The organism is Solirhodobacter olei, assembly GCF_004010155.1.
Taxonomy (GTDB): domain Bacteria; phylum Pseudomonadota; class Alphaproteobacteria; order Rhodobacterales; family Rhodobacteraceae; genus Solirhodobacter; species Solirhodobacter olei.
Genome location: NZ_RRYH01000007.1, coordinates 265,218 through 284,696, shown reverse-complemented (window position 1 = coordinate 284,696; position 19,479 = coordinate 265,218). Strand labels below are relative to the sequence as shown.

Annotated in this window: 21 protein-coding genes; 10 read left to right on the top strand and 11 right to left on the bottom strand. The window is 68.3% G+C overall.

Features of this window, described 5'->3' with window-relative positions; translation table 11 throughout:
- Window positions 1-32 precede the first annotated feature (32 nt).
- Window positions 33-854 carry an ABC transporter permease gene (locus tag EIP85_RS06895; RefSeq protein ID WP_127901426.1) on the bottom strand — a complete coding sequence of 274 codons (822 nt, stop codon included), beginning with the start codon at window positions 852-854 and terminating at the stop codon, window positions 33-35.
- 149 nt (window positions 855-1,003) lie between these two features.
- On the opposite strand from EIP85_RS06895, the gene cysQ reads away from it, so the two are divergent.
- The 7 genes from cysQ (at window position 1,004) to EIP85_RS06860 (ending at window position 9,050) form a co-directional block, all read left to right on the top strand.
- Entirely contained in the window at window positions 1,004-1,801 is a 798-nt protein-coding gene (gene cysQ / locus EIP85_RS06890; protein WP_127901425.1) for a 3'(2'),5'-bisphosphate nucleotidase CysQ, read from the top strand.
- Complete coding sequence (locus EIP85_RS06885; protein ID WP_127901424.1) at window positions 1,801-2,601, top strand: 3-deoxy-manno-octulosonate cytidylyltransferase; 801 nt, start codon at window positions 1,801-1,803, stop codon at window positions 2,599-2,601. The genes cysQ and EIP85_RS06885 overlap by 1 nt, the downstream gene beginning before the upstream one ends.
- Window positions 2,602-2,822: 221 nt before the next feature.
- Window positions 2,823-3,719: a UTP--glucose-1-phosphate uridylyltransferase GalU gene (galU, locus tag EIP85_RS06880; RefSeq protein ID WP_127901423.1), complete on the top strand. Its 897-nt coding sequence runs from the start codon at window positions 2,823-2,825 to the stop codon at window positions 3,717-3,719.
- A 31-nt stretch (window positions 3,720-3,750) separates the two neighbouring features.
- Window positions 3,751-4,767, top strand: a complete 1,017-nt coding sequence (locus tag EIP85_RS06875) for a glycosyltransferase family 2 protein (RefSeq protein ID WP_127901422.1) — start codon at window positions 3,751-3,753, stop codon at window positions 4,765-4,767.
- Window positions 4,768-4,933: 166 nt separating this feature from the next.
- A complete protein-coding gene (locus tag EIP85_RS06870) occupies window positions 4,934-5,944 on the top strand; it encodes a glycosyltransferase family 2 protein (RefSeq protein ID WP_127901421.1) in 1,011 nt (336 codons plus the stop codon).
- Entirely contained in the window at window positions 5,941-7,647 is a 1,707-nt protein-coding gene (locus EIP85_RS06865) for a DUF5927 domain-containing protein (RefSeq protein WP_127901420.1), read from the top strand. The genes EIP85_RS06870 and EIP85_RS06865 overlap by 4 nt, the downstream gene beginning before the upstream one ends.
- Window positions 7,644-9,050 carry a nodulation protein NodH gene (locus EIP85_RS06860; RefSeq protein WP_127901419.1) on the top strand — a complete coding sequence of 469 codons (1,407 nt, stop codon included), beginning with the start codon at window positions 7,644-7,646 and terminating at the stop codon, window positions 9,048-9,050. Before EIP85_RS06865 ends, EIP85_RS06860 begins: the two co-directional genes overlap by 4 nt.
- Before the next feature lie 116 nt (window positions 9,051-9,166).
- Here the strand turns inward: EIP85_RS06860 and EIP85_RS06855 are convergent, their stop codons facing one another.
- From EIP85_RS06855 to EIP85_RS06815, 9 genes are all read right to left on the bottom strand, one after another.
- Window positions 9,167-9,634: a PTS sugar transporter subunit IIA gene (locus tag EIP85_RS06855; protein WP_127901418.1), complete on the bottom strand. Its 468-nt coding sequence runs from the start codon at window positions 9,632-9,634 to the stop codon at window positions 9,167-9,169.
- A 39-nt stretch (window positions 9,635-9,673) separates the two neighbouring features.
- Complete coding sequence (gene hpf / locus EIP85_RS06850; protein WP_127901417.1) at window positions 9,674-10,246, bottom strand: ribosome hibernation-promoting factor, HPF/YfiA family; 573 nt, start codon at window positions 10,244-10,246, stop codon at window positions 9,674-9,676.
- Window positions 10,247-10,356: 110 nt separating this feature from the next.
- Window positions 10,357-11,625 (bottom strand): RNA polymerase factor sigma-54, encoded by a 1,269-nt coding sequence (gene rpoN / locus EIP85_RS06845; protein ID WP_127901416.1) that lies wholly within the window; start codon window positions 11,623-11,625, stop codon window positions 10,357-10,359.
- 18 nt (window positions 11,626-11,643) lie between these two features.
- Window positions 11,644-12,405, bottom strand: coding sequence for an LPS export ABC transporter ATP-binding protein (gene lptB / locus EIP85_RS06840; protein ID WP_127901415.1), 762 nt, complete (start codon window positions 12,403-12,405; stop codon window positions 11,644-11,646).
- Window positions 12,402-12,938: an LptA/OstA family protein gene (locus EIP85_RS06835; RefSeq protein ID WP_127901414.1), complete on the bottom strand. Its 537-nt coding sequence runs from the start codon at window positions 12,936-12,938 to the stop codon at window positions 12,402-12,404. Before EIP85_RS06835 ends, lptB begins: the two co-directional genes overlap by 4 nt.
- A 4-nt stretch (window positions 12,939-12,942) precedes the next feature.
- The gene (gene lptC / locus EIP85_RS06830; protein WP_127901413.1) at window positions 12,943-13,557 is read right to left on the bottom strand and encodes an LPS export ABC transporter periplasmic protein LptC; all 615 of its coding nucleotides are present in this window, start codon (window positions 13,555-13,557) and stop codon (window positions 12,943-12,945) included.
- A gap of 4 nt (window positions 13,558-13,561) precedes the next feature.
- A complete protein-coding gene (locus EIP85_RS06825; protein WP_127901412.1) occupies window positions 13,562-14,542 on the bottom strand; it encodes a KpsF/GutQ family sugar-phosphate isomerase in 981 nt (326 codons plus the stop codon).
- A gap of 202 nt (window positions 14,543-14,744) precedes the next feature.
- Window positions 14,745-15,359 carry a ribonuclease D gene (locus tag EIP85_RS06820; RefSeq protein WP_127901411.1) on the bottom strand — a complete coding sequence of 205 codons (615 nt, stop codon included), beginning with the start codon at window positions 15,357-15,359 and terminating at the stop codon, window positions 14,745-14,747.
- A gap of 31 nt (window positions 15,360-15,390) precedes the next feature.
- The gene (locus tag EIP85_RS06815) at window positions 15,391-16,041 is read right to left on the bottom strand and encodes a carbonic anhydrase (RefSeq protein ID WP_127901410.1); all 651 of its coding nucleotides are present in this window, start codon (window positions 16,039-16,041) and stop codon (window positions 15,391-15,393) included.
- Between the two features lie 203 nt (window positions 16,042-16,244).
- Between EIP85_RS06815 and EIP85_RS06810 the strand changes: the two genes are divergently transcribed.
- The 3 genes from EIP85_RS06810 to EIP85_RS06800 all read left to right on the top strand — a co-directional run bounded on the left by EIP85_RS06810 (window position 16,245) and on the right by EIP85_RS06800 (window position 18,926).
- Complete coding sequence (locus EIP85_RS06810; protein ID WP_127901409.1) at window positions 16,245-16,640, top strand: hypothetical protein; 396 nt, start codon at window positions 16,245-16,247, stop codon at window positions 16,638-16,640.
- 73 nt (window positions 16,641-16,713) lie between these two features.
- Window positions 16,714-18,093 (top strand): leucyl aminopeptidase family protein, encoded by a 1,380-nt coding sequence (locus tag EIP85_RS06805; RefSeq protein WP_127901408.1) that lies wholly within the window; start codon window positions 16,714-16,716, stop codon window positions 18,091-18,093.
- A gap of 2 nt (window positions 18,094-18,095) precedes the next feature.
- Window positions 18,096-18,926: a C40 family peptidase gene (locus EIP85_RS06800; RefSeq protein WP_127901407.1), complete on the top strand. Its 831-nt coding sequence runs from the start codon at window positions 18,096-18,098 to the stop codon at window positions 18,924-18,926.
- Window positions 18,927-18,946: 20 nt separating this feature from the next.
- On the opposite strand, the gene EIP85_RS06795 is transcribed toward EIP85_RS06800, so the two are convergent.
- The gene (locus tag EIP85_RS06795) at window positions 18,947-19,294 is read right to left on the bottom strand and encodes a DUF2794 domain-containing protein (RefSeq protein ID WP_127901406.1); all 348 of its coding nucleotides are present in this window, start codon (window positions 19,292-19,294) and stop codon (window positions 18,947-18,949) included.
- Window positions 19,295-19,479 lie beyond the last annotated feature (185 nt).

The following is a 19,479-nucleotide window of genomic DNA, read 5'->3' as shown; positions in this document are numbered from 1 at the left end:
TTGGCCCGGCGGCGCTGCGCAAGGGGGGCCCGCTATCGCCCCATCTCCCAGCTCACCGAGGCGTGCTGGCTGGTATAGAACTCCGCGATCAGCCCGATCATCAGGCAGGCGAGCGTCACGTAGACCGGGTAGAGGGTCGAGGTGAAATGCGGGGTGTAGTTCTCGAACACGAAGCCCCGGCACTGGTCGATGGTGTGAAAGAGCGGGTTCCAGGAGAAATAGCCCCGGATCCTCGGCGGCAGGCTGTTTGCGACGAACATCTTGCCCGAGGCAACCATGTTGGCGCGCATGAAGATCAGCGTGGCGATGGTGGCGAGGTCCGGCTGCCAGGGCCGCAGCGCGCGGAAGAGAAGCCCGATGCCGATCCCGCTCGACCAGGCCAGGAGCACCATGGCCATAGCCCCCACCGGATCGGCGATGCTGACCGGATGGAAGCTCAACGAATAGACCCCGAGCACCAGACCCATCGAGAGGAGCTGCACGTAGAGCGTACCGAGTGCGGCCGAGAGTACCGAGACGATCGGGTTCATCGGCGCGTGTTTCATCATCGCCGAGGTGGAGCCATCGGCCGAGGAGACCGCGCCCAGCGTCCGCGTGTGCGTCATGAAGAGGAAGATGCCGGACATGATGTAGAGGACGAAATCGCCCCGCACCCGCATCGAGGTCAGTCCCAGCACCTTGTACATGATGTAGAAGACGACGATCATCATCACCGTCTGCATCATGTTCATCACCAGCCCGATGATCGCGTTTCCGTGGCTCTTGCGGACATGGCGCACCGCGGCGTGGTAGATCAGGTCCATCTGCCGGAAGAGGCTTGTCGCGGTATTGGCCGTCACACTCGGGCTGAACATCGCACGGGTCTGCCTGTACTGGGAACGCTTGCTTACTCGATCACTCAACGAAGGCGTGCCAAAACTTGCCGAAGCCTTGGCGATGAAGCATAGGAAGTGGCGCGATTTTATTCAACATTGCAGACAATCTGAGGCGGAAAGGCGGTTTCATGGAGTTCGATCGGCTCGAGGCGGTCTTCCGGCGGCTGGCGCTGGCGGCGGGCGACCGGATCATGGAGATTTACGGAGCGGAGGATTTCGCCGTCCGCTCCAAGGCGGATGCGAGCCCGGTGACGGAGGCCGACGAGGCCGCCGATGCGCTGATCTCGGCCGGGTTACGGGAGGCCTTCCCGGACCTGCCCCTGGTGACCGAGGAGCAGGCCGGGACGCATGAACAAGAGGTCTCTACCTTCCTGATCGTCGACCCGCTGGACGGGACCAAGGAATTCGTCCAGCGGCGCGGCGATTTCACAGTGAACATCGCCTATGTCGAGGCGGGCGTGCCGATCCGCGGCGTGGTCTACGCGCCGGCCAAGGGGCGGCTGTTCTACACCCGCGCCGATGGCACGGCGGTGGAGGAGGCGGGGCCGTTCGACCCTGTGCAGGTCGGCCGGCTGACGCCGCTTGCGGTTTCCACCCCTGACAACACGGCGCTGATGGTCGTGGCCTCCAAATCCCACCGCGACGCGGCGACGGACGATTACATCGCGAAATACGCGGTGAAGGACATGACCTCCGCCGGGTCCTCGCTGAAGTTCTGCCTCGTGGCGACGGGCGAGGCCGACCTCTACCCGCGCCTCGGCCGCACCATGGAATGGGATACGGCGGCGGGCGACGCGGTGCTGCGCGCGGCCGGGGGCCGGATGGTCCGTTTCGAGGATCACGCGCCCTTCACCTACGGCAAGCCCGGCTTTGCCAATTCGTTCTTCATCGCTTATGCGCCCGGCGTGGCGCTGAAGGAGGCCTGATGTCGGTCCTGATCGCGATCCCCGCCCGCTATGCTTCGACCCGCTACCCGGGCAAGCCGCTTGTGGCGCTGAAGGGGCCGGATGGCGTCTCCAAGACCCTGATCCGGCGCAGCTGGGAGGCGGCGATGCAGGTCAGGGGCGCCGACCGCGTGGTGGTGGCGACCGATGATGAGCGCATCCGGGCCGAGGCGGAGAGCTTCGGGGCGGAGGTCGTGATGACCTCCGACACCTGCCGCAACGGCACCGAGCGCTGCGCCGAGGCCTTCGACCGGCTCGGCGGCGGTTTCGACATCGTGGTGAACCTGCAGGGCGACGCGCCGCTGACGCCGCCCTGGTTCGTGGAGGAGCTGGTGGCAGGCCTGCGCGCCGATCCCGTGGCCGAGGTCGCGACGCCGGTGCTGCGCTGCGACGGGGCGGCGCTGAACGGGTTTCTCGACGACCGCCGCAACGGCCGGGTGGGCGGCACGACCGCCGTCTTCGGCTGGGACCGCAAGGCGCTCTATTTCTCCAAGGAAGTCATTCCCTATACCGGCAAGACCTATGCCGATGACGAGGAGACGCCGGTCTTCCACCATGTCGGCGTCTATGCCTACCGGCCCTCGGCGCTGGCCGCCTATCCGCGCTGGCAGCCGGGCCCGCTGGAGAGCCTGGAGGGGCTGGAGCAGCTGCGGTTCCTGGAGCGCGAGCGCCCGGTGCTCTGCGTCGAGGTGGAGGCGCGCGGGCGGCAGTTCTGGGAGCTGAACAACCCCAATGACGTCGCCCGGATCGAGGCGATGCTGGCGGCGATGGCGGCGGGCTGAGCCGGCGGGCGGCCGCTGGCGCCTGGGCGCCCAGCGGCGGGCTTCGGCCTAGCGCCAAGGGCGACGGGTGCCGAGCCGTGACGGCTCTGCTAGGCCTTGCGGGGAGAGGCGCGCCTGCACTGCGCCCTTCCCCAACCTGCGGATTTCAGACAGAATGTCGGGTGCCCGCTCCGGTTGGGGATCCCGGCACAGGCGGGCGGCTGTAGGACAAGGATTTTGATGTGACGACTCGGAAAGTGACGAAAGCGGTGTTCCCCGTCGCGGGGCTGGGCACGCGCTTCCTGCCGGCCACGAAATCGATTCCCAAGGAGATCATGACTCTGGTCGACCGGCCTTTGATCCAATACGCGATCGACGAGGCCCGGGCGGCCGGCATCACGGAATTCATCTTCGTCACCTCGCGCGGCAAATCCGCGCTGGAGGATTACTTCGACGATGCGCCCGAGCTGGAATCGAGCCTGGAGGCGGCCGGCAAGACCGCCCTGCTGGAGACCCTGCGCAGCACCTACATGCCCTCGGGCGCGATCGCCTATGTGCGCCAGAACCGGGCGCAGGGCCTGGGCCATGCCGTCTGGTGCGCGCGCCAGCTGGTGGGCCACGAGCCCTTCGCGGTGATCCTGACCGACGACGTGATCGCCGCCGAGAAGCCCTGCCTGCAGCAGATGATGGAGGCCTATGCCGAGACCGGTGGCAATGTCGTGGCCGCGATGGAGGTGGCGCCGGAGAAGACCTCCTCCTACGGCGTGCTCGACATCTCGGAGGAGCACGGCGCGCTGGTGCGGGTGCGCGGCATGGTCGAGAAGCCGAGGCGGGAGGATGCGCCCTCCAACCTCGCCGTGATCGGGCGCTATATCCTGACGCCCTACGTGATGGAGACCCTGAACCAGGCCAAGAAGGGCGCGGGCGGGGAGATCCAGCTGACCGACGCCATCGCGGCGGAGATCGACTCGGGCCGGCCGGTTCACGGCTTCCGCTTCCGGGGGCAGCGGTTCGACTGCGGCTCCAAGGCCGGGTTCCTTCAGGCCACCGTTGCCTACGGGCTGGCGCGCGAGGATCTGAACAAGGATTTTCGGCAATACCTGGAAGAGACTCTGTCGCTGCGCGCGGCGGCCCAGTAGCGGTGCCGGGCCGCGCGGACGCAGGGCGCGGATGACGGACCTCTGGCGGAGCTACCGGCAGAGGCTTCGCCGCCGGCGGCTTGTGCTACGCGCCTTCGCGAAGCGGCGGGAACTTCGAGCCGTCTCGGCCCGAAGGGGCGCGATCCGACCGGGCACGATCCTCGCCTTCGCCACGATCCGAAACGAGGACGGTCGGCTGCCGGTCTTCCTGGCGCATTACCGGGCGCTTGGCGTCGGGCATTTCCTGATTGTCGACAACGCCAGCGACGACGGCAGCGCGGAGCTGCTGGCGGGGGAGGCCGATGTCTCTCTCTGGTGGACGGAGGCGAGCTACCGCGCCTCGCGGTTCGGGATGGACTGGCTGAACTGGCTACTGTTCCGCCATGGCGCGGGGCACTGGTGCCTGACGGTCGATGCCGATGAATTGCTGGTCTATCCCGGCTGGAACGCGCAGCCGCTGGCCGCACTGACGCGCTGGCTCGACAGCCAGGAGATTCCGGCGATGGCGGCGCTGATGCTCGACCTCTATCCGAAGGGGCGGCTTTCGGAGGGCGGGAGCGATGGCGACCCGACCCGCAGCCTCGGCTGGTTCGACGCGGCGGGCTATCACTGGGAGCGGCAGGCGCGCTACGGCAATATCTCGATCCGCGGCGGGGTGCGGGAACGGGTGTTCTTCCCCGACCGGCCAGAGCTGGGGCCCCATCTGCACAAGACCCCGCTGGTGCGCTGGAAAAGACCCTATTCCTATCTCAGTTCCACCCATATCGCCCTGCCCCGGCGGCTGAACGCTGGCTTCGACGCGCGGCTGGAGCGGCCGACGGGGGTGCTGCTTCACACCAAGTTCCTGCCCGAGATCCTTGCGAAATCGGCGGAGGAGAAGCTGCGGCGCGAGCACTTCACCCATGCCGAGCGTTACGACGGCTATTACGACGGCATCCTCGGCGACCCGGCGCTCTGGTGCGGGACCACCTCCGCCCGCTACGAGGACTGGCGGCAGCTTGAGCGGCTGGGCCTGATGGCGCGCGGGCGCTGGCCGGCGGGGATGTAGCGCCGCCGCGACAGGCGGCACCGCGCGCGGGATTGCCGGTTTACCAGATCGGGCGGCACGGCTAATCTCTCGCTAAACGCGAGTGATGTGAGATACATTCAACCGCAGTTACGGATAGCTTGATAGACCGGCCGCGAGGCAGGGGCGGGGGCCGAAGGGCGTACGAGTGGGTCTGTGGAATTCATACCGGCTGCGTCTGAAACGGCGGCGATGGCGGCTGCAGGCCCTCCTGAAGCGGCGGGAGCTGACCGCCTTGGCCGACCGGACGGGACGGATCGGACCACAGGACATCCTCGTCTTCACCACGCTTCGGAACGAGCGGATCCGCCTGCCCTATTTCCTCAGCTACTACCGCGCGCTGGGGGTCGATCATTTCCTGATGGTCGACAACCTTTCCACCGACGGGTCGCGCGAGTACCTGGCGGCGCAGCCCGATGTCTCGCTCTGGTCGGCGAAGGGCAGCTACAAGGCCGCGAATTTCGGGGTCGACTGGCTCAATGGGCTGCAGATGCGTCATGGCCACGGCCATTGGGTGCTTGTGGTCGATCCCGACGAGTTCTTCATCTACCCGTTCTGCGACACCCGGCCGATCCGGGCGCTGACGGACTGGCTTGACGCGTGCGAGATCCGCTCTTTCGGGGCGATGCTTCTGGACATGTATCCCAAGGGCTCGATCCGGGCGCAGGCCTACCGCGAAGGGCAGGACCCGTTCGAGATCGCCTGCTGGTTCGACAGCGGCAATTACACGATCAAGCGCAACCACTGGATGGGGAACCTGTGGATCCAGGGCGGGCCGCGGGCGCGCACCTTCTTCGCCGATGCTCCGGGCCGGGCGCCGGCGCTGAACAAGATCCCGCTGGTGAAGTGGAAGCGGCACTACACCTATGTCAGCTCCACCCACATGCTGCTGCCGCGCGGACTGAACCACGTCTACGACGAATGGGGGGGCGAGAAGACCTCGGGCTGCCTGCTTCACGCCAAGTTCCTGAACACCTTCGCCGCCAAGGCGGAAGAGGAGCTGACCCGCCGCCAGCATTACGGCGCGAGCAAGGAATACATCGCCTATGACAGCGGCCTGAGGGACCGCGACGACCTCTGGTGCAAATGGAGCGAGAAATACATCAACTGGCGCCAGCTGGAGATCCTCGGCCTGATGTCGAAGGGAAACTGGGCGTGAGCGTGGGCTTCATCATGCTCTGCCACACCGCCTTCGACCGGGCGGAACAGGTCGCGCGCTACTGGGCGGAGCGGGACTGCCCGGTGGTGATCCATGTCGACCGGCGTGTGGGCGCGGACCGGGCGGAGGGTTTTCGCGCCGCGCTTGCCGGCCTGCCGAACGTCGCATTCGGCCCACGCTTCGCCTGCGAATGGGGCACCTGGGGCATGGTCGCCGCCACCCAGGCGGCGGCGGAGCTGATGCTGGCCCGCTTCCCCGACGTGCGGCATGTCTACCTCGCCTCCGGCGCCTGCCTGCCGCTGCGCCCGGTGGAGGAGTTGCAGCGCTACCTCGACCAGCGGCCGCACACGGATTTCATCGAATCGGTGACGACGGAGGACGTGACATGGACCGTCGGCGGGCTCGACGCCGAGCGCTTCACGCTGCGCTTCCCCTTCGCCTGGAAACGCCATCGCAAGCTTTTTGACCGTTACGTGCGGCTCCAGCGCCGCGTCGGCTACCGGCGGCGGATCCCGAAGGGGCTGGTGCCGCATATGGGCAGCCAGTGGTGGTGCCTGACACGGCAGACCCTCTCCGCCATCCTGGAGGATCCGCGGCGGCCGGTCTTCGACCGCTACTTCCGGCGCGTCTGGATCCCGGACGAGAGCTATTTCCAGAGCATGGTCCGGCTTTATTCGCGCAACGTGGAAAGCCGGTCGCTGACGCTCTCGAAGTTCGATTTCCAGGGCAAGCCGCATATGTTCTACGATGACCACCTGCAGCTGCTGCGCCGGTCGGACTGTTTCGTCGCGCGCAAGATCTGGCCGCAGGCGGAGCGGCTCTACCGCACGTTTCTGGCGCCCGACCATGCCGGTTCGGCCATGGCAGAGCCCAATCCCGGCAAGATCGACCGGCTTTTCGCCAAGGCGGTGGAGCGGCGGACACGGGGGCGACCGGGTCCTTACATGCAAAGCCGATGTCCGAACGAGAACTGGGAGAACGGGCGGACGGCGGCGCCCTATTCCGTTTTCGAGGGCTTCACCGAGCTATTCGAGAATTTCGAGACCTGGCTGGCCAAGTCGATCGGCGGGCGGGTGCATGGCCATCTCTTCGCCCCCGACCGGGCCCATCTGGCGGGCGAGGAAAGGGTCTACAACGGAGCGCTTTCCGATTCCGCCGGGCTGCGGGACTATGACGCGCGGGCGTTCCTGACGAACCTGATCTGGAACACGCGGGGCGAGCGGCAGTGCTTCCAGTTCGGCCCCGCCGACAACCAGGCGGTCAGCTGGTTCATGGCGCTCGACGCCAATGCGCAGATCTCGGTCATCTCCGGCGCCTGGGCGGTGCCGCTTTTCCAGTCCAACGTCAACTTCTCAGAGATCCGGCGCGAGGCGGCACGGCTGCAGAAGATCGAGGGGGAGCATCTGTCGATCCTGCGCACGCCCCACCTGAAGGCTCGGGTGCGCGTCTGGACCATGGCCGATTTCGTCGAGAACCCGATGGAGCCCCTGCAGGCGATCGTGGACGAGATCAGCCCGCGCACGGCCCGCCGTCTGACCGAGGCGCCGCGGATGGTGGACCTGACCGGCTTCGGCCGGTTCCTGCAGAACCTGAAGAACCAGGGCATGCAGCCGCATCTGATGGGCGATTTCCCGGTGGGCGAGGATCCGCAGGAACCGCCGGCCCGCCATGGCCGGCCCTATCTGGTGAAGGGGGCCCGGTGACGCAGCCCTTCGATTATTTCGTTATCTTTGCAGAGATGCGCACCGGCTCGAACCTGCTGGAACAGAACCTTGGCGCGGTTCCCGGGATCCTGTGCCACGGCGAGGTCTACAACCCCACCTTCATCGGGCGGAAGAACAGGGAGGAGCTTCTGGGCGTGACGCTGGCGATGCGCGAGGCCGATCCGCTGGGACTGCTCGACCGGATCATTGCCGCCGGTGGCGGGCTGCCGGGGTTCCGCTTCTTTCACGACCACGATCCCCGTGTGCTGGCCCGCTGCCTTGAGGACCGACGCTGCGCCAAGGTGGTGCTGACGCGCAACCCGCTGGAAAGCTATATTTCGCTTCGGATCGCGTCGCAGACCGGGCAATGGCGGCTGGCCGACGTGAAGACCCAGAAGACCGCGCTGGCCCGGTTCGAGGCAGAGGGGTTCGAGCGGCACCTGGAGGCGCGGCAGGCCTTCCAGATGCATATCCAGCACGCGCTGCAGGTCTCCGGCCAGACGGCATTCTACGTCGATTACGAGGATCTCGCCGATCTGGCAGTCCTGAACGGGCTGGCCGCCTTCCTTGGTGTCGTGGGGCGGGCGGCGGCGCTGCCCGACAAGCTGAAAAAGCAGAACCCCGAGGCGCTGGTCGAGAAGGTGGAGAACCCGGAGGAGATGGAGGCGGCGCTGGCGCGGCTCGACCGCTTCAACCTGTCCCGCACCCCGAATTTCGAACCGCGGCGCGGGGCAGGCGTGCCCGGCCTTGTCGCGGCGGAGGGGGCGGGGCTGCTGTACATGCCGATCCGGCCGGGGCCCGACGCGCGAATCCGCGGCTGGATGGAGGCGGCGGGTGGCGGGCTTCGCCGCGGGTTCAACCAGAAGAGCCTGCGCGCGTGGCGCCAGGAAACCGGGCCGCATCGCAGCTTCACCGTGCTGCGCCACCCCCTGCCCCGCGCCCATGCCGCCTTCTGCCAGCACGTCGTGCTGGGCCGGTTCGCTGGGGTCCGCCGGGTACTGCGGCGGCTTTACAAGGTGCGACTACCACAGGAGATGGAGGCCGGGGCCTATGACCTCGCCGCGCACCGGGCGGGCTTCCTCGCCTTCCTGAAATTCGCGAAGGCCAGCCTGAACGGACAGGCGAGCCTGCGTGTCGATGCCGTCTGGGCCAGCCAGGCCGCGGTGCTGGAGGCCTATGGCCGCCTCGCAGGTCCCGACCTGGTGCTGCGGGAGGAGCGGCTGCAGGAGGGGCTCGACTTCCTTGCCGCCGAGGTCGGGTGCAGCGCGCCGAAGATCGCGCCGGCGGAGGCGGAGGCGCCCTTCGCGCTGGCCGATGTGGTGGATGACGAAATCGAGGCCGCCTGCCGCGAGGCCTATCAGCGCGACTACGCGACCTTCGGCTTCGGGCGATGGCGGGGGTAGGCCGGGGAAACTGCGGGACCTGCTACCCCGCGCGGGTGAAGAAGCGCGCGCCCGTCCGGGCGGTCGGGCGCTGCCCGGTGGCGCTTCGCGCCACGTATCCGGCGGGGCCAAGCCGCTCAGGCGGCCTGGTGGTCGGTCTTCGCCTCTGTCAGCACGGCGTAGAGCTTGCCCGGATCGGTATTGGCGCGCAGCTTGGCGCAGGTGCCGGCATCGCGCATGGTGCGCGAGACCAGCGCCAGCGCCTTCAGGTGGTCAACCCCGGCATCCTTCGGCGCGAAAAGCGCGAAGATCAGGTCCACCGGCTGACGGTCCACCGAATCGAAATCCATCGGCCGTTCCAGCCGCACGAAGACGCCGATGATGTCGGTGAGGTTGTCGATCCGGGCGTGGGGGAGCGCGATGCCGTGGCCGACGCCGGTGGCGCCGAGGCTCTCGCGCTCCTGCAGCCCGTCGAAGGCGAGAGCGGATTCAATGCCGTAGACCGATCCGGCCAGATCGGCGATTTCCTGAAACAGCCGTTTCTTGCTGCTCAGTTGTCCGATGACCTTGAGGGCCCCGGGCTTCAGGATTGCCGATAGGTCCATTCCCGATCCACTTCGCGCCGCTCTTCGACGGCTGTTACCTCAGGTATTAGCAGGATCGATCCAGCCGATGTTGCCATCGTCCCGACGATATACCACGTTGACCCCGCTGTTCTTCTCGTTCCGGAAGACCAGCACATTGGCCCCCGCCAGTTCCATCTGCATCACCGCCTCGCCGACCGAGAGCGCCGGGATGCGCGTCTCCATCTCGGCAATGATCATCGGCTGCAGGCTGTCCGGCTCGGGCGCGTCGGATCCTTCGGTTGACGCGAGGATATAGGCGGAGCCCCCGCCGAATTCAACCGGCTCCTCACGCCGATCGTGATGGTCGCGCAACCTGCGCTTGTAACGGCGGAGCTGCTTGTCCATCTTCTCGCGGCAGCCCTCGAAAGCGGCGTAGACCTCGGTCGCGCGACCGCTGGCCGAGACGGTCAGACCGGTCGAAAGATGCACCGTGCTTTCGCAGACGAACTCATGCGCCATGCGCGAGAACACCACCAGCGCCTCGGTCGCGCGCTGGGCGTATTTGCTGACGACCTCGTCGAGTTCGGATTTCACATGGGTCTGCAGAGCATCACCGATGTCTATCTGCTTTCCGCTGATTTGGTAGCGCATCATGGTTCCTCCGGGCGGACGGTCCAGGCCGCCCTCTGCTCTCTTCTGGACCGGTTTGGGATGGGAAGCCTTTGCAGGCCGGTGTTTTCCGCACGCGCGGCCCGAAGGGTTCAACCCTTGCGACGGCGGCGTTCGGAAGAGGATGGAATCCGCATGCATTGCCTGTATTTGGCGACCGTTCGCCGCGAAATGTCAACGCCATCATCGCGCAACCTTTCACAAATCCTCTCATCGGACATCGGCCGCTCGGGCGGCTCGGCATCAATCAGCCGGCGAATGGCGACACGGACCGAATGAGCGGAGATCGCGCCGCCGTCGGGGCCGGGCAGCCCGGTGGAGAAGAACATCGACAGCGGATAGAGCACGCCACCGGCCAGGAGCGCCTTGCCGGCGATGGCGCGTCCGACCGTCGCCGGATGCAACCCCAGGTCGAAAGCGAGATCCTGCCGGCGCCGTGGCTCGAGATGGTCGGGACCATCGGCAAAGAAGCGTGGCTGGTCATGCACCAGCCTTTCACCGATTCGCTGCAGCGTGCGCCCGCGGGCGCGAACGGCCCGGATCAGCCGCCGCGCGGTCTCGCGCCGCTCGGCGACGAAGGGGTCGGTGCTGCCTTCGACCCGCGCCAGCATTGCGCGGTCGAGCGACAGGACGGGCAGCGCTTCCCGCCCCAGCCGGACGGCAAAGCCGCCCGAGCTCTGCCGCTCGACGACGAGATCGGGCAGCAGCGGTGCGGCGGGCGCACCGGGCGCGGTCACCGGCTCTGGTTTCAGCTCGCGCAGGGCGGCGGCGATGCGGGTCAGCTCCTCCCGCGGCAGGCGGAGCGCGGCGGACAGCGTGGCCCAGCGCCCGGCGGCGAACAGCGGCAGGCGGTCCACGACGGCATCGGCCAGACCGCGTTCGAGCCCGTGATCCCCGAGTTGCAGCGCCAGGCATTCGGCCAGGTTGCGGGCGCCGACCCCGGTCGGCTCGCAGCGCTGCAGGACGGCGAGGCCCTCCTCCACCCGCTCCACCGGGACATTGGCGAAGGCAGCGATCTCCTCCACGCTGCTGTCGAGGTAGCCATCCTCGCGCAGCTCGCCGGTGAGGTATTCGGCCATGGCGCGCAGGCCCTTCGGCAGGGCCATGGTGCCGATCTGCGCCCGCAGCGCCTCGCCCAGTGACGGGGCGGCGGCGACGGTTTCCAGCGCCACGTCGAAGGAGGAACGGGCGCCCGCCCCCTCGCGCGGCAGGCTGAGGAAGGGGTTCTCGCCCGCTTCGCGCGCGATCTCGGCCACTAGGTCGGGCGCGGGCATCCTGAGGATGCGCAGCGCGTAATGCATTGCCGGCGTCATCGCCAGCCGCTGCCGCGCCTCCGGCCGGAGGGCGACGCGCGCTGTCATGTGGCAATCCGCCGCTGGTCAGGAGATGCGGAAATTCTGACCGAGATAGACGCGACGCACGTTCTCATCGTGGATCACCTCCTCCGCCGTGCCGCTCATCAGCACGCGGCCCTCATGCAGGATATAGGCGCGATCGACGATTTCCAGAGTCTCGCGCACGTTGTGGTCGGTGATCAGGATGCCGATGCCGCGGGTCTTGAGGTCATGAACGAGGTGCCGGATCTCGCCCACGGCGATCGGGTCGACGCCGGCGAAGGGTTCGTCGAGCATCAGGTATTTCGGATCGGCGGCCAGGCAGCGCGCGATCTCCACCCGCCGCCGCTCGCCGCCGGAAAGCGACAGCGCTGGCGCCCGGCGGAGGTGGGTGATGGAGAAGTCCGACAAGAGCTCCTCCAGCCGCTCGCGCCGCTTGTGCGGATCGTTTTCGGTGATCTCGAGCACGGCGAGGATGTTCTGTTCCACCGAAAGTCCGCGGAAGATCGAGATCTCCTGCGGCAGGTAGCCGATGCCGAGCCGCGCGCGGCGGTACATGGGCAGAAGCGTAACGTCCCGCCCGTCGACCACGACCTCCCCGCCCTCCGGCGGGACGAGGCCCGCGATGGCATAGAAGCAGGTCGTCTTGCCCGAGCCGTTCGGACCCAGGAGCGCCACCACCTCGCCCCGGTCGAGGCGCATGGAGACGTCGCGGATCACCAGCCGCTTGGAATAGCTCTTGCGCAGGTGCGTGACGCGCAGCCCGCCGGTGCCCTGGGCGACGGAAAGTCCGGACGCGGCGCTCATGGTTTGGTCGCCTGTGTGGCGCCGGGCTTCGCGGCCGGGTGGAAGACGGTCTGGACGCGGCCGGTCATAACGCCGGTGCCCTTGGTCATGTCGATGTCGAGGCGCTGGCCGGACATGGCGTTCTGGCCTTGGGTCAGCACCACGTCGCCGGTCATCACCACGATGCCGGTGGAGACGGTATAGACGGCGTCCTTGCCCTCCGCCGCCTCGGTTGGCGTGGTGATGGTCACCCCGTTCTTGGCATGGACGAGCGAGATCGTGCCGCGCCCGCCGCCGGTCGCCTTGGCATAGTCGACCTGCACCCAGGGCGCGGTCATCCGCATGTCGCCCTGGCCGACGACGACATGGCCGGTGAAGAGCGCGGTTCCGGCGGCCTGGTTCACGCTCAGCTGGTCGGCCGTCACCTGTACCGGCTGGTTCGGGTCCTGTTTCGGGCCGAACTGGATCTGGGCGCCGCCGGTCTGCGCCAGCGCAGCGGCCGGCAGGGCGAGCGCGAGAAGCGCGGCCCGGAACGTGCGGAGCGGCTGCGGCATCAGGTCACCTCTTTTTCCCGGGGTCGTATACCAGCTTCACGCCGCCGTTGAAAACAAGAACATAAGACCCGGAGGCGGCGGGATCCGGCGTGATCTGCATCTGTGCGGCGGTGATCCGCCCGAAGGGCGCCGTCGCGGTCACCCCGCCGGTGGCCAGGACATGGGTCTTGTCGAGCGCGGCCTCCATATGCGGGGCGGTGACCTGATAGCCGCCCGCCTGGGCGACGCGGGCCTTGCCGTCGAAGGTGACGAGATTACCGGGCGTGTCGATCTTGCCGCGCTCGGACGTCAGCACGGTGGTTTGCCCGGCAGGCGAGGTCAGCGTCGCGACCACGTTCGTCGCCGTCGCATGGCCCGGGCGGGCGGGCTCGGGCCGGGCCTCCGCCGCGGTGATGTGGAGCGAGGAGCCGTCGGAGGTGACGGAGGAGTATTTCGGCCCCGTGATCCGGGGCTCGCGGGCAAGGCTGCGAACATCGACCTTGGCAAAGGGGATGGCGCGCGAGGGGTCGATGGTGCGGGCGACGAGGAACATCGTCGACAGGATGACGAGGGCGGCCAGCGGCAGCAGGATCTTCAGCCAGAAGACCAGACGCGAATAGGCGTTGTCCCGGCCGCCCATCGTGTCAGACCACGCCGGCGCGCAGGCAGTCGTGGATATGCAGGAGGCCCTGGACCGCACGGCTGCCCGCCGGATCGACCACGAAGAGGCAGGTGATCTTCTTCTCGTTCATCAGCGCCACCGCCGCCTCGGCCAGCGCCTCTGGCCCGATGGTGCGGGGGTCGCGGGTCATCACCTCGGCCGCGGTCAAGTCGAGAAGGCCCGACATGTGGCGACGAAGGTCGCCGTCGGTGATGATGCCGGAGAGCCCACCGTCGCCCCCGATCACGCCGACCACGCCGAAGCTCTTGCGGCTCATGGTGATCAGCGTCTGGTCCATCGGCGTGGTTTCCGCCACCAGCGGCAGCGCCTCGCCCCGGTGCATCAGGTCGGCGACCTTGGCGAGCCGCGCGCCCAGCTTGCCGCCCGGGTGGAAGGTGCGGAAATGCTCCGGCGTGAAGCGGCGATGTTCCATCAGCGCCAGCGCCAGCGCGTCGCCCAGCGCCAGCGTCATCGTCGTCGAGGTGGTCGGCACGATCCCGTTGCCACAGGCCTCCGGCGCCTCGGGCAGCAGGATCGCCACGTCCGACTGCCGCACGAGGGTCGATTCCGCCCGGCTCGCCACCCCGATCAGCGGAATGGCGAAGCGGCGGGTATAAGCGATGACGTCGGCCAGCTCCGGCGTTTCGCCAGAGTTCGACAGCACCAGCGCCACGTCGCCCTGCCCCAGCATGCCGAGATCGCCGTGGCTTGCCTCGGCCGGGTGGACGAAATGCGCCGGGGTACCAGTGGAGGCCAGCGTCGCCGCGATCTTGCGCCCGACATGACCCGACTTGCCCATGCCCGAGACGATCACCCGGCCGGGCGCGTCGAGGATCAGCCGCGCGGCCTCGGCGAAGCTATCGCCCAGGTGATCGCCCAGCCGGGCAAGGGCCTCGGCCTCTGTCGCGATCACGCGGCGGGCGGTGGCGAGGAAGGCGTTACTGTCGGTCATTTGCTGGGTCATGGCATACATGCCGCATATCTAGGCATCCAATCGCACCAGTTCATCATCCCGGCTTCGATTGCAAGACGGCCGGGGCGCGCAATCGGCCGCAGTCCGCCTCTGGCGGGGAGATTCGGACCAAGCCGATAAGGCCCCGTCGCTCCGGCAGGCTGTCTTTTGGAGCTAGGCCGCAGGCCGGGGCCCCCTTCTCCGCGTCCGGGCCTCAGTGCCGGAAGATATCGCCCTCGTCGCCGTAACCCATCAGGTCCAGCGTGGCCTTCGAGGGCAGGAAATCGAAACAGGCCTGCGCCAGCGCCGTGCGGCCCTCACGCTCCAGCCGCCGGTCAAGCTCGGCCTTCAGGCGATGGAGGTAGAGCACGTCGGAGGCGGCATAGTCCTGCTGCGCCTCGCTCAGCTCCTCGGCGCCCCAGTCGCTGGTCTGCTGTTGCTTGGAGATGTCGACGCCGACGAGATCGGCGAGCAGGTATTTCAGCCCGTGACGGTCGGTGAACGTGCGCACCAGCTTGGAGGCGATCTTGGTGCAGTAGACCGGTGCCGTCACGACGCCGAGGGCCTGTTGCAAGGCGGCGATGTCGAAGCGGGCGAAGTGGAAGAGCTTCAGCACCTTCGGATCCGCCAGCAGTCGTTCCAGGTTCGGTGCCCGGGTCTGGCCGCGGGCGATCTGCACCAGATGCGCGTCGCCATCGCCGCCCGAGAGCTGCACGAGACAGAGCCGGTCGCGATGCGGCAGAAGGCCCATCGTCTCGGTGTCGATCGCCACGACCGGGCCGAGGTCGAGCCCGGCCGGAAGGTCGCCCTTGTGAAGATGGTTGGTCATGCGCGTCTCCTGTCGCAGGCAGCGTTGGCGGTCAGACCGGCACGAAGCCGCCCTGCGCGGGGTCGTAATGCTCCAGCCCGCCCTCGCCAAGCTCGGTCCAGAGGCCGTGGAGGGTCAGGTTGCCCGAGTCGACGCTTTCCTTCACGAAGGGGAAGGTCATCAGGTTTTCCAGCGAGACGAGCACTGCCTCGCGTTCCAGCGCCTTCAGCCGTGCGGCCTCGTCCGGGATCTCCTTGATCCGCTCGTAGCCGGGACGAAGGATGTCCATCCATCGGCCGATGAAGCTGGTCTTCTCCTCCAGTTCGGGCGCTTGGCCCGAGCACATCGCGTGGCAGGCGCTGACGCCACCGCAGCTGGAATGGCCGAGCACGATCAGATGCGCGACCTTCAGCGCGGTGACCGCGAATTCGATCGTGGCGGAGGTGCCGTGACGGTCGCCGTCGGGCTCGCAGGGCGGAACGAGGTTGGCGATGTTGCGGTGGATGAAGAACTCCCCCGCGTCAGCACCGAAGATCGAGGTGACGTGAACGCGCGAGTCGCAGCAGGAAATCACCATGGCGCGCGGGTGCTGTCCTCCCAGGGCGAGCTGCCGATACCAGGCCTTGTTCTCGGCATAGCTGGTGGCTTTCCAGCCGTGGTAGCGCTGTGCGAGATAATTGGGAAGCGGGCGGGCGTGGATCATCTGCGCTCCTTTCCTGTCATCCCGAGGGTCTAAAGCGCAAACGGGAAAGTTGGAACCGCTTTTCGCATCCCCGGCCCCGGCGGCGCGGCGCGCGGGAATTGAGACAAGTTCGCGGGATTTTCCGCCGCCAGGCAAGCCTTTCTTCAGGCCGATCGGGCAGTCTGCGCATCAGCCAGGGGCAAGGTGCAAGGGCGGGATCCAGCGTGGCAGAGGTGGTGGTGCTTTATCCGGTGGAGAGGGTGACGCTGGATCCCGCTCGGCTCTCGTCGCTTTGCCGCGTGTTCGGCATGCCCGAGGCGGAGCGCATCCTGTGCCGCGGGATGACCGAGATCGCGTTGCAGATGACCGCGCTCGTGCGGCTCTACAACAGCGGCGATGTCGAAGGGTTCGGGCGCGGCCTCGCCCGGCTGGGGCGGCTGGCCGATCACACGGGCTTCACCGGGCTTTCGCAGGCCGCAGGCGGCGTGGCGGACTGCCTCGGCGCGCCGCCGCGGTGGCATTGCGACACCACCGCGCTGGCCGCCACCTGGGCCCGTCTCATGCGGCTTGCGGCGCACGCGATGTCGAGCGCCGGCGGACTGCGCGGGCTTTCCGGCTGAGGGCCCGCCGCGCGCCCTTGCGGGTGGCACGGGAAGGACTAGGCTGGGCGCAATTCAGCCTTGAGAGAGACCCATGACCCTGAGCTTCGCACCCGCCGCCGCCCCCTCCCTGCCGCTTCACGTTGTCGCCAAGGAGGATCTGGAGGACTGGCGCGCGCGCCTGCCGGAGGCGCAGGCGGCCTGGGTCGCGGCCTCGGGCTTTGCCGCGGGCGCGGGCGAGGTGGTTCTGATCCCAGGGGTCGGCGGGGCCCTGGCCGGGGCCGCCGTGGGTCTTGGCAATGCCCAAGCGCGGACGCGTGGGCGCTTCACAGTGGCCAAGGCCGCCGGTGAGCTGCCAGAGGGCGCGTGGCACCTGGAAGGCGCGCTCGCGCCGGACGCGGCGGAGGAGGCGGCGCTCGGCTGGCTCCTCGCCTCCTACCGCTTCGACCGCTACCACGCCGGCAGCGCGCCGAAGGCGAGCCTGAAAGCCCCGGAGGGCGTCGACGCGGCGCGGATCGAGACGATCGCGGCAGGCGAGGCGCTGACCCGCGACCTCATCAACACCCCGGCCTCCGACATGGGGCCGGAGGAGCTGGAAGCCGCTGTCGTCGAGCTCGGCCGCCGGTTCGGCGCACGGGTGGAGGCGGTGCGCGGCGAGGAGCTGCTGAGCCGGAACTTCCCGATGATCCACGCAGTCGGGCGGGCCTCCCCCCGTGCGCCGCGGCTGATCGACCTGCGCTGGGGCGATGCCGGACCGCGGCTGACGCTGGTCGGCAAAGGGGTCTGCTTCGACACGGGCGGGCTCGACATCAAGCCGGCCGCCGGGATGCTTCTGATGAAGAAAGACATGGGCGGCGCGGCGACGGTGCTGGGACTTGCCCATATGATCATGGCGCTGGATCTGCCGGTGCAGCTGCGGGTGCTGGTGCCGGCGGTGGAGAACGCGATCTCCGGCAACGCGATGCGGCCGAGGGACATCCTGACCAGCCGCAAGGGCCTGACGGTGGAAGTGAACAACACCGATGCGGAGGGCCGCCTGGTGCTGGCCGACGCGCTGGCGCTGGCCGATGAGGAGGCGCCCGACCTGGTGATCTCCATGGCGACGCTGACCGGCGCGGCGCGGGTCGCCGTGGGCCCCGACCTTGCGCCCTTCTACACCGATGACGACGTGGCCGCGGCGGCGGTGTCGGAGGCGGCCCGGGCCGTGCGCGACCCGGTCTGGCGGATGCCATTCTGGGCGCCCTACGAGACGCTGATCGAGCCCGGCATCGCCGATCTCGACAATGCGCCGGGGGGCGGCATGGCGGGCTCGATCACCGCGGCGCTGTTCCTGAAGCGGTTCCTCTCGGCGCCCTACATGCATTTCGACATCTACGGCCACATGCCCAGTGCCGCCCCGGCGCGGCCTAAGGGTGGCGTGGGCCAGGGCGCACGGGCGCTGCTGCAGGCCCTGCCGCGGCTGCTGGCGCTCTGACGATGGACCGCAGGCTGACCCCGGCCAATGCCCGCGTCGCCCATGTCTCGCTTCGCGGAGAGGTGAGCGCCGGGCGCTTCGTGGAGGGCACGCCCGCGCGGATCGCGTTGCCCGTGGTAGACCTGCTGCGCGCGCCCGGCGGGACGCGGGAGCGCCAGCTTCTTCTCGGCGCGCGGGTTCTGGTGCTGGAGCGGGCCGAGGGCCACGCCTTCGTGCAGGCGGAGCGGGACGGCTATGTCGGCTATGTCGCCGAGGCCGCGCTTGGCCCGGATGCGGAGGTGACGCATCGGGTGGCCGTCCCCGCCACGCATCTCTACCCCGCGGCCGACCTCAAGCGGCACGAGGTGGCGCGGCTCTCCTGCCTCTCCGAACTGCGGATCACCGGCACCTCGGGCCAGTTCAGCGAGACGGCGGCGGGGCTGTTCGTGCCGACCATCCACCTGCAGCCGCTGGCCGAACGGGCGGACGATCCGGTCGCGGTGGCGGAGGGGTTCCTGGGCACGCCCTACCTCTGGGGCGGGAATTCGCGCGACGGGATCGATTGCTCCGGGCTGGTGCAGGTCTCGCTCTGGGCCTGTGGCCTGCCCTGCCCCGGCGACAGCGACCTGCAGGCGGGTTCGGTCGGCCGCGCGCTGGAGGAGGGCGAAGGGCTGCAGCGCGGCGACCTCCTGTTCTGGCGCGGGCATGTGGCAATGGTGGTGGATGGCACCCGGCTGATCCATGCCAATGGCCATGCCATGGCTGTCAGCTACGAGGGGATCGAGGCCGCCATCGCCCGCATCCTTGCCGCCGGAGAAGGCCCGGTGACCGCGCGGCGGCGGCCGGTGGGCTGACGCCCTGATGGCCGGGGCCGCTACTCGATCGCGCGGAAAAGCTTGCGTTCGAGGAACCGCAGCACCAGCGCAAGGTCGTGGCCGCGGCGCAGCACCTGGCCGTCCGGCCCGATCAACGCGTACATGCCCTGACGCATCCTGAGCTTTGGATGCTTCTCGATCCGGTAGAGCGGCACCTCCGCCGTGCGCCGGAAGACGGAGAAGATCGCCGCGTCGCGCAGGCTGGAGATCGCGTAATCCCGCCATTCGCCGGTGGCGACCATGCGGCCGTAGAGCCCGAGGATGATGCCCAGCTCGCGACGGTCGAAGGCGACCCGATCGTAAGGGCGCGAACCGAAGGGCAAGGGCTGCGGGGTCTGGACCGTCATGGGCAAAGATTGCCCGGCGGTTTTTGACAAATCAAGCGCCGCCAGAATCGCGCCGCCAAAAGCGCGGGAAAGTACCTCGGAAGTCACCTATTTTCGCCGCCATCCCGCACGATCTTCGCCCCCAGAGCAAATGAGCTTGCCCGGGGTCGCGATCATAGCCCCCACCCATAGCGGACCCGGGTTGG

What these genes read in the sequence shown, in the direction of transcription:
- EIP85_RS06800 (WP_127901407.1), top strand. Translation starts at nt 18,096, where the DNA reads ATGGACCGCAGGCTGACCCCGGCCAATGCCCGCGTCGCCCATGTCTCG.
- EIP85_RS06895 (WP_127901426.1), bottom strand. Translation starts at nt 854, where the DNA reads ATGTTCAGCCCGAGTGTGACGGCCAATACCGCGACAAGCCTCTTCCGG.
- hpf (WP_127901417.1), bottom strand. Translation starts at nt 10,246, where the DNA reads ATGCGCTACCAAATCAGCGGAAAGCAGATAGACATCGGTGATGCTCTG.
- EIP85_RS06795 (WP_127901406.1), bottom strand. Translation starts at nt 19,294, where the DNA reads ATGACGGTCCAGACCCCGCAGCCCTTGCCCTTCGGTTCGCGCCCTTAC.
- EIP85_RS06835 (WP_127901414.1), bottom strand. Translation starts at nt 12,938, where the DNA reads ATGCCGCAGCCGCTCCGCACGTTCCGGGCCGCGCTTCTCGCGCTCGCC.
- EIP85_RS06885 (WP_127901424.1), top strand. Translation starts at nt 1,801, where the DNA reads ATGTCGGTCCTGATCGCGATCCCCGCCCGCTATGCTTCGACCCGCTAC.
- EIP85_RS06825 (WP_127901412.1), bottom strand. Translation starts at nt 14,542, where the DNA reads ATGACCCAGCAAATGACCGACAGTAACGCCTTCCTCGCCACCGCCCGC.
- lptB (WP_127901415.1), bottom strand. Translation starts at nt 12,405, where the DNA reads ATGAGCGCCGCGTCCGGACTTTCCGTCGCCCAGGGCACCGGCGGGCTG.
- rpoN (WP_127901416.1), bottom strand. Translation starts at nt 11,625, where the DNA reads ATGACAGCGCGCGTCGCCCTCCGGCCGGAGGCGCGGCAGCGGCTGGCG.
- EIP85_RS06805 (WP_127901408.1), top strand. Translation starts at nt 16,714, where the DNA reads ATGACCCTGAGCTTCGCACCCGCCGCCGCCCCCTCCCTGCCGCTTCAC.
- EIP85_RS06855 (WP_127901418.1), bottom strand. Translation starts at nt 9,634, where the DNA reads ATGGACCTATCGGCAATCCTGAAGCCCGGGGCCCTCAAGGTCATCGGA.
- EIP85_RS06820 (WP_127901411.1), bottom strand. Translation starts at nt 15,359, where the DNA reads ATGACCAACCATCTTCACAAGGGCGACCTTCCGGCCGGGCTCGACCTC.
- lptC (WP_127901413.1), bottom strand. Translation starts at nt 13,557, where the DNA reads ATGGGCGGCCGGGACAACGCCTATTCGCGTCTGGTCTTCTGGCTGAAG.
- EIP85_RS06815 (WP_127901410.1), bottom strand. Translation starts at nt 16,041, where the DNA reads ATGATCCACGCCCGCCCGCTTCCCAATTATCTCGCACAGCGCTACCAC.
- EIP85_RS06875 (WP_127901422.1), top strand. Translation starts at nt 3,751, where the DNA reads ATGACGGACCTCTGGCGGAGCTACCGGCAGAGGCTTCGCCGCCGGCGG.
- cysQ (WP_127901425.1), top strand. Translation starts at nt 1,004, where the DNA reads ATGGAGTTCGATCGGCTCGAGGCGGTCTTCCGGCGGCTGGCGCTGGCG.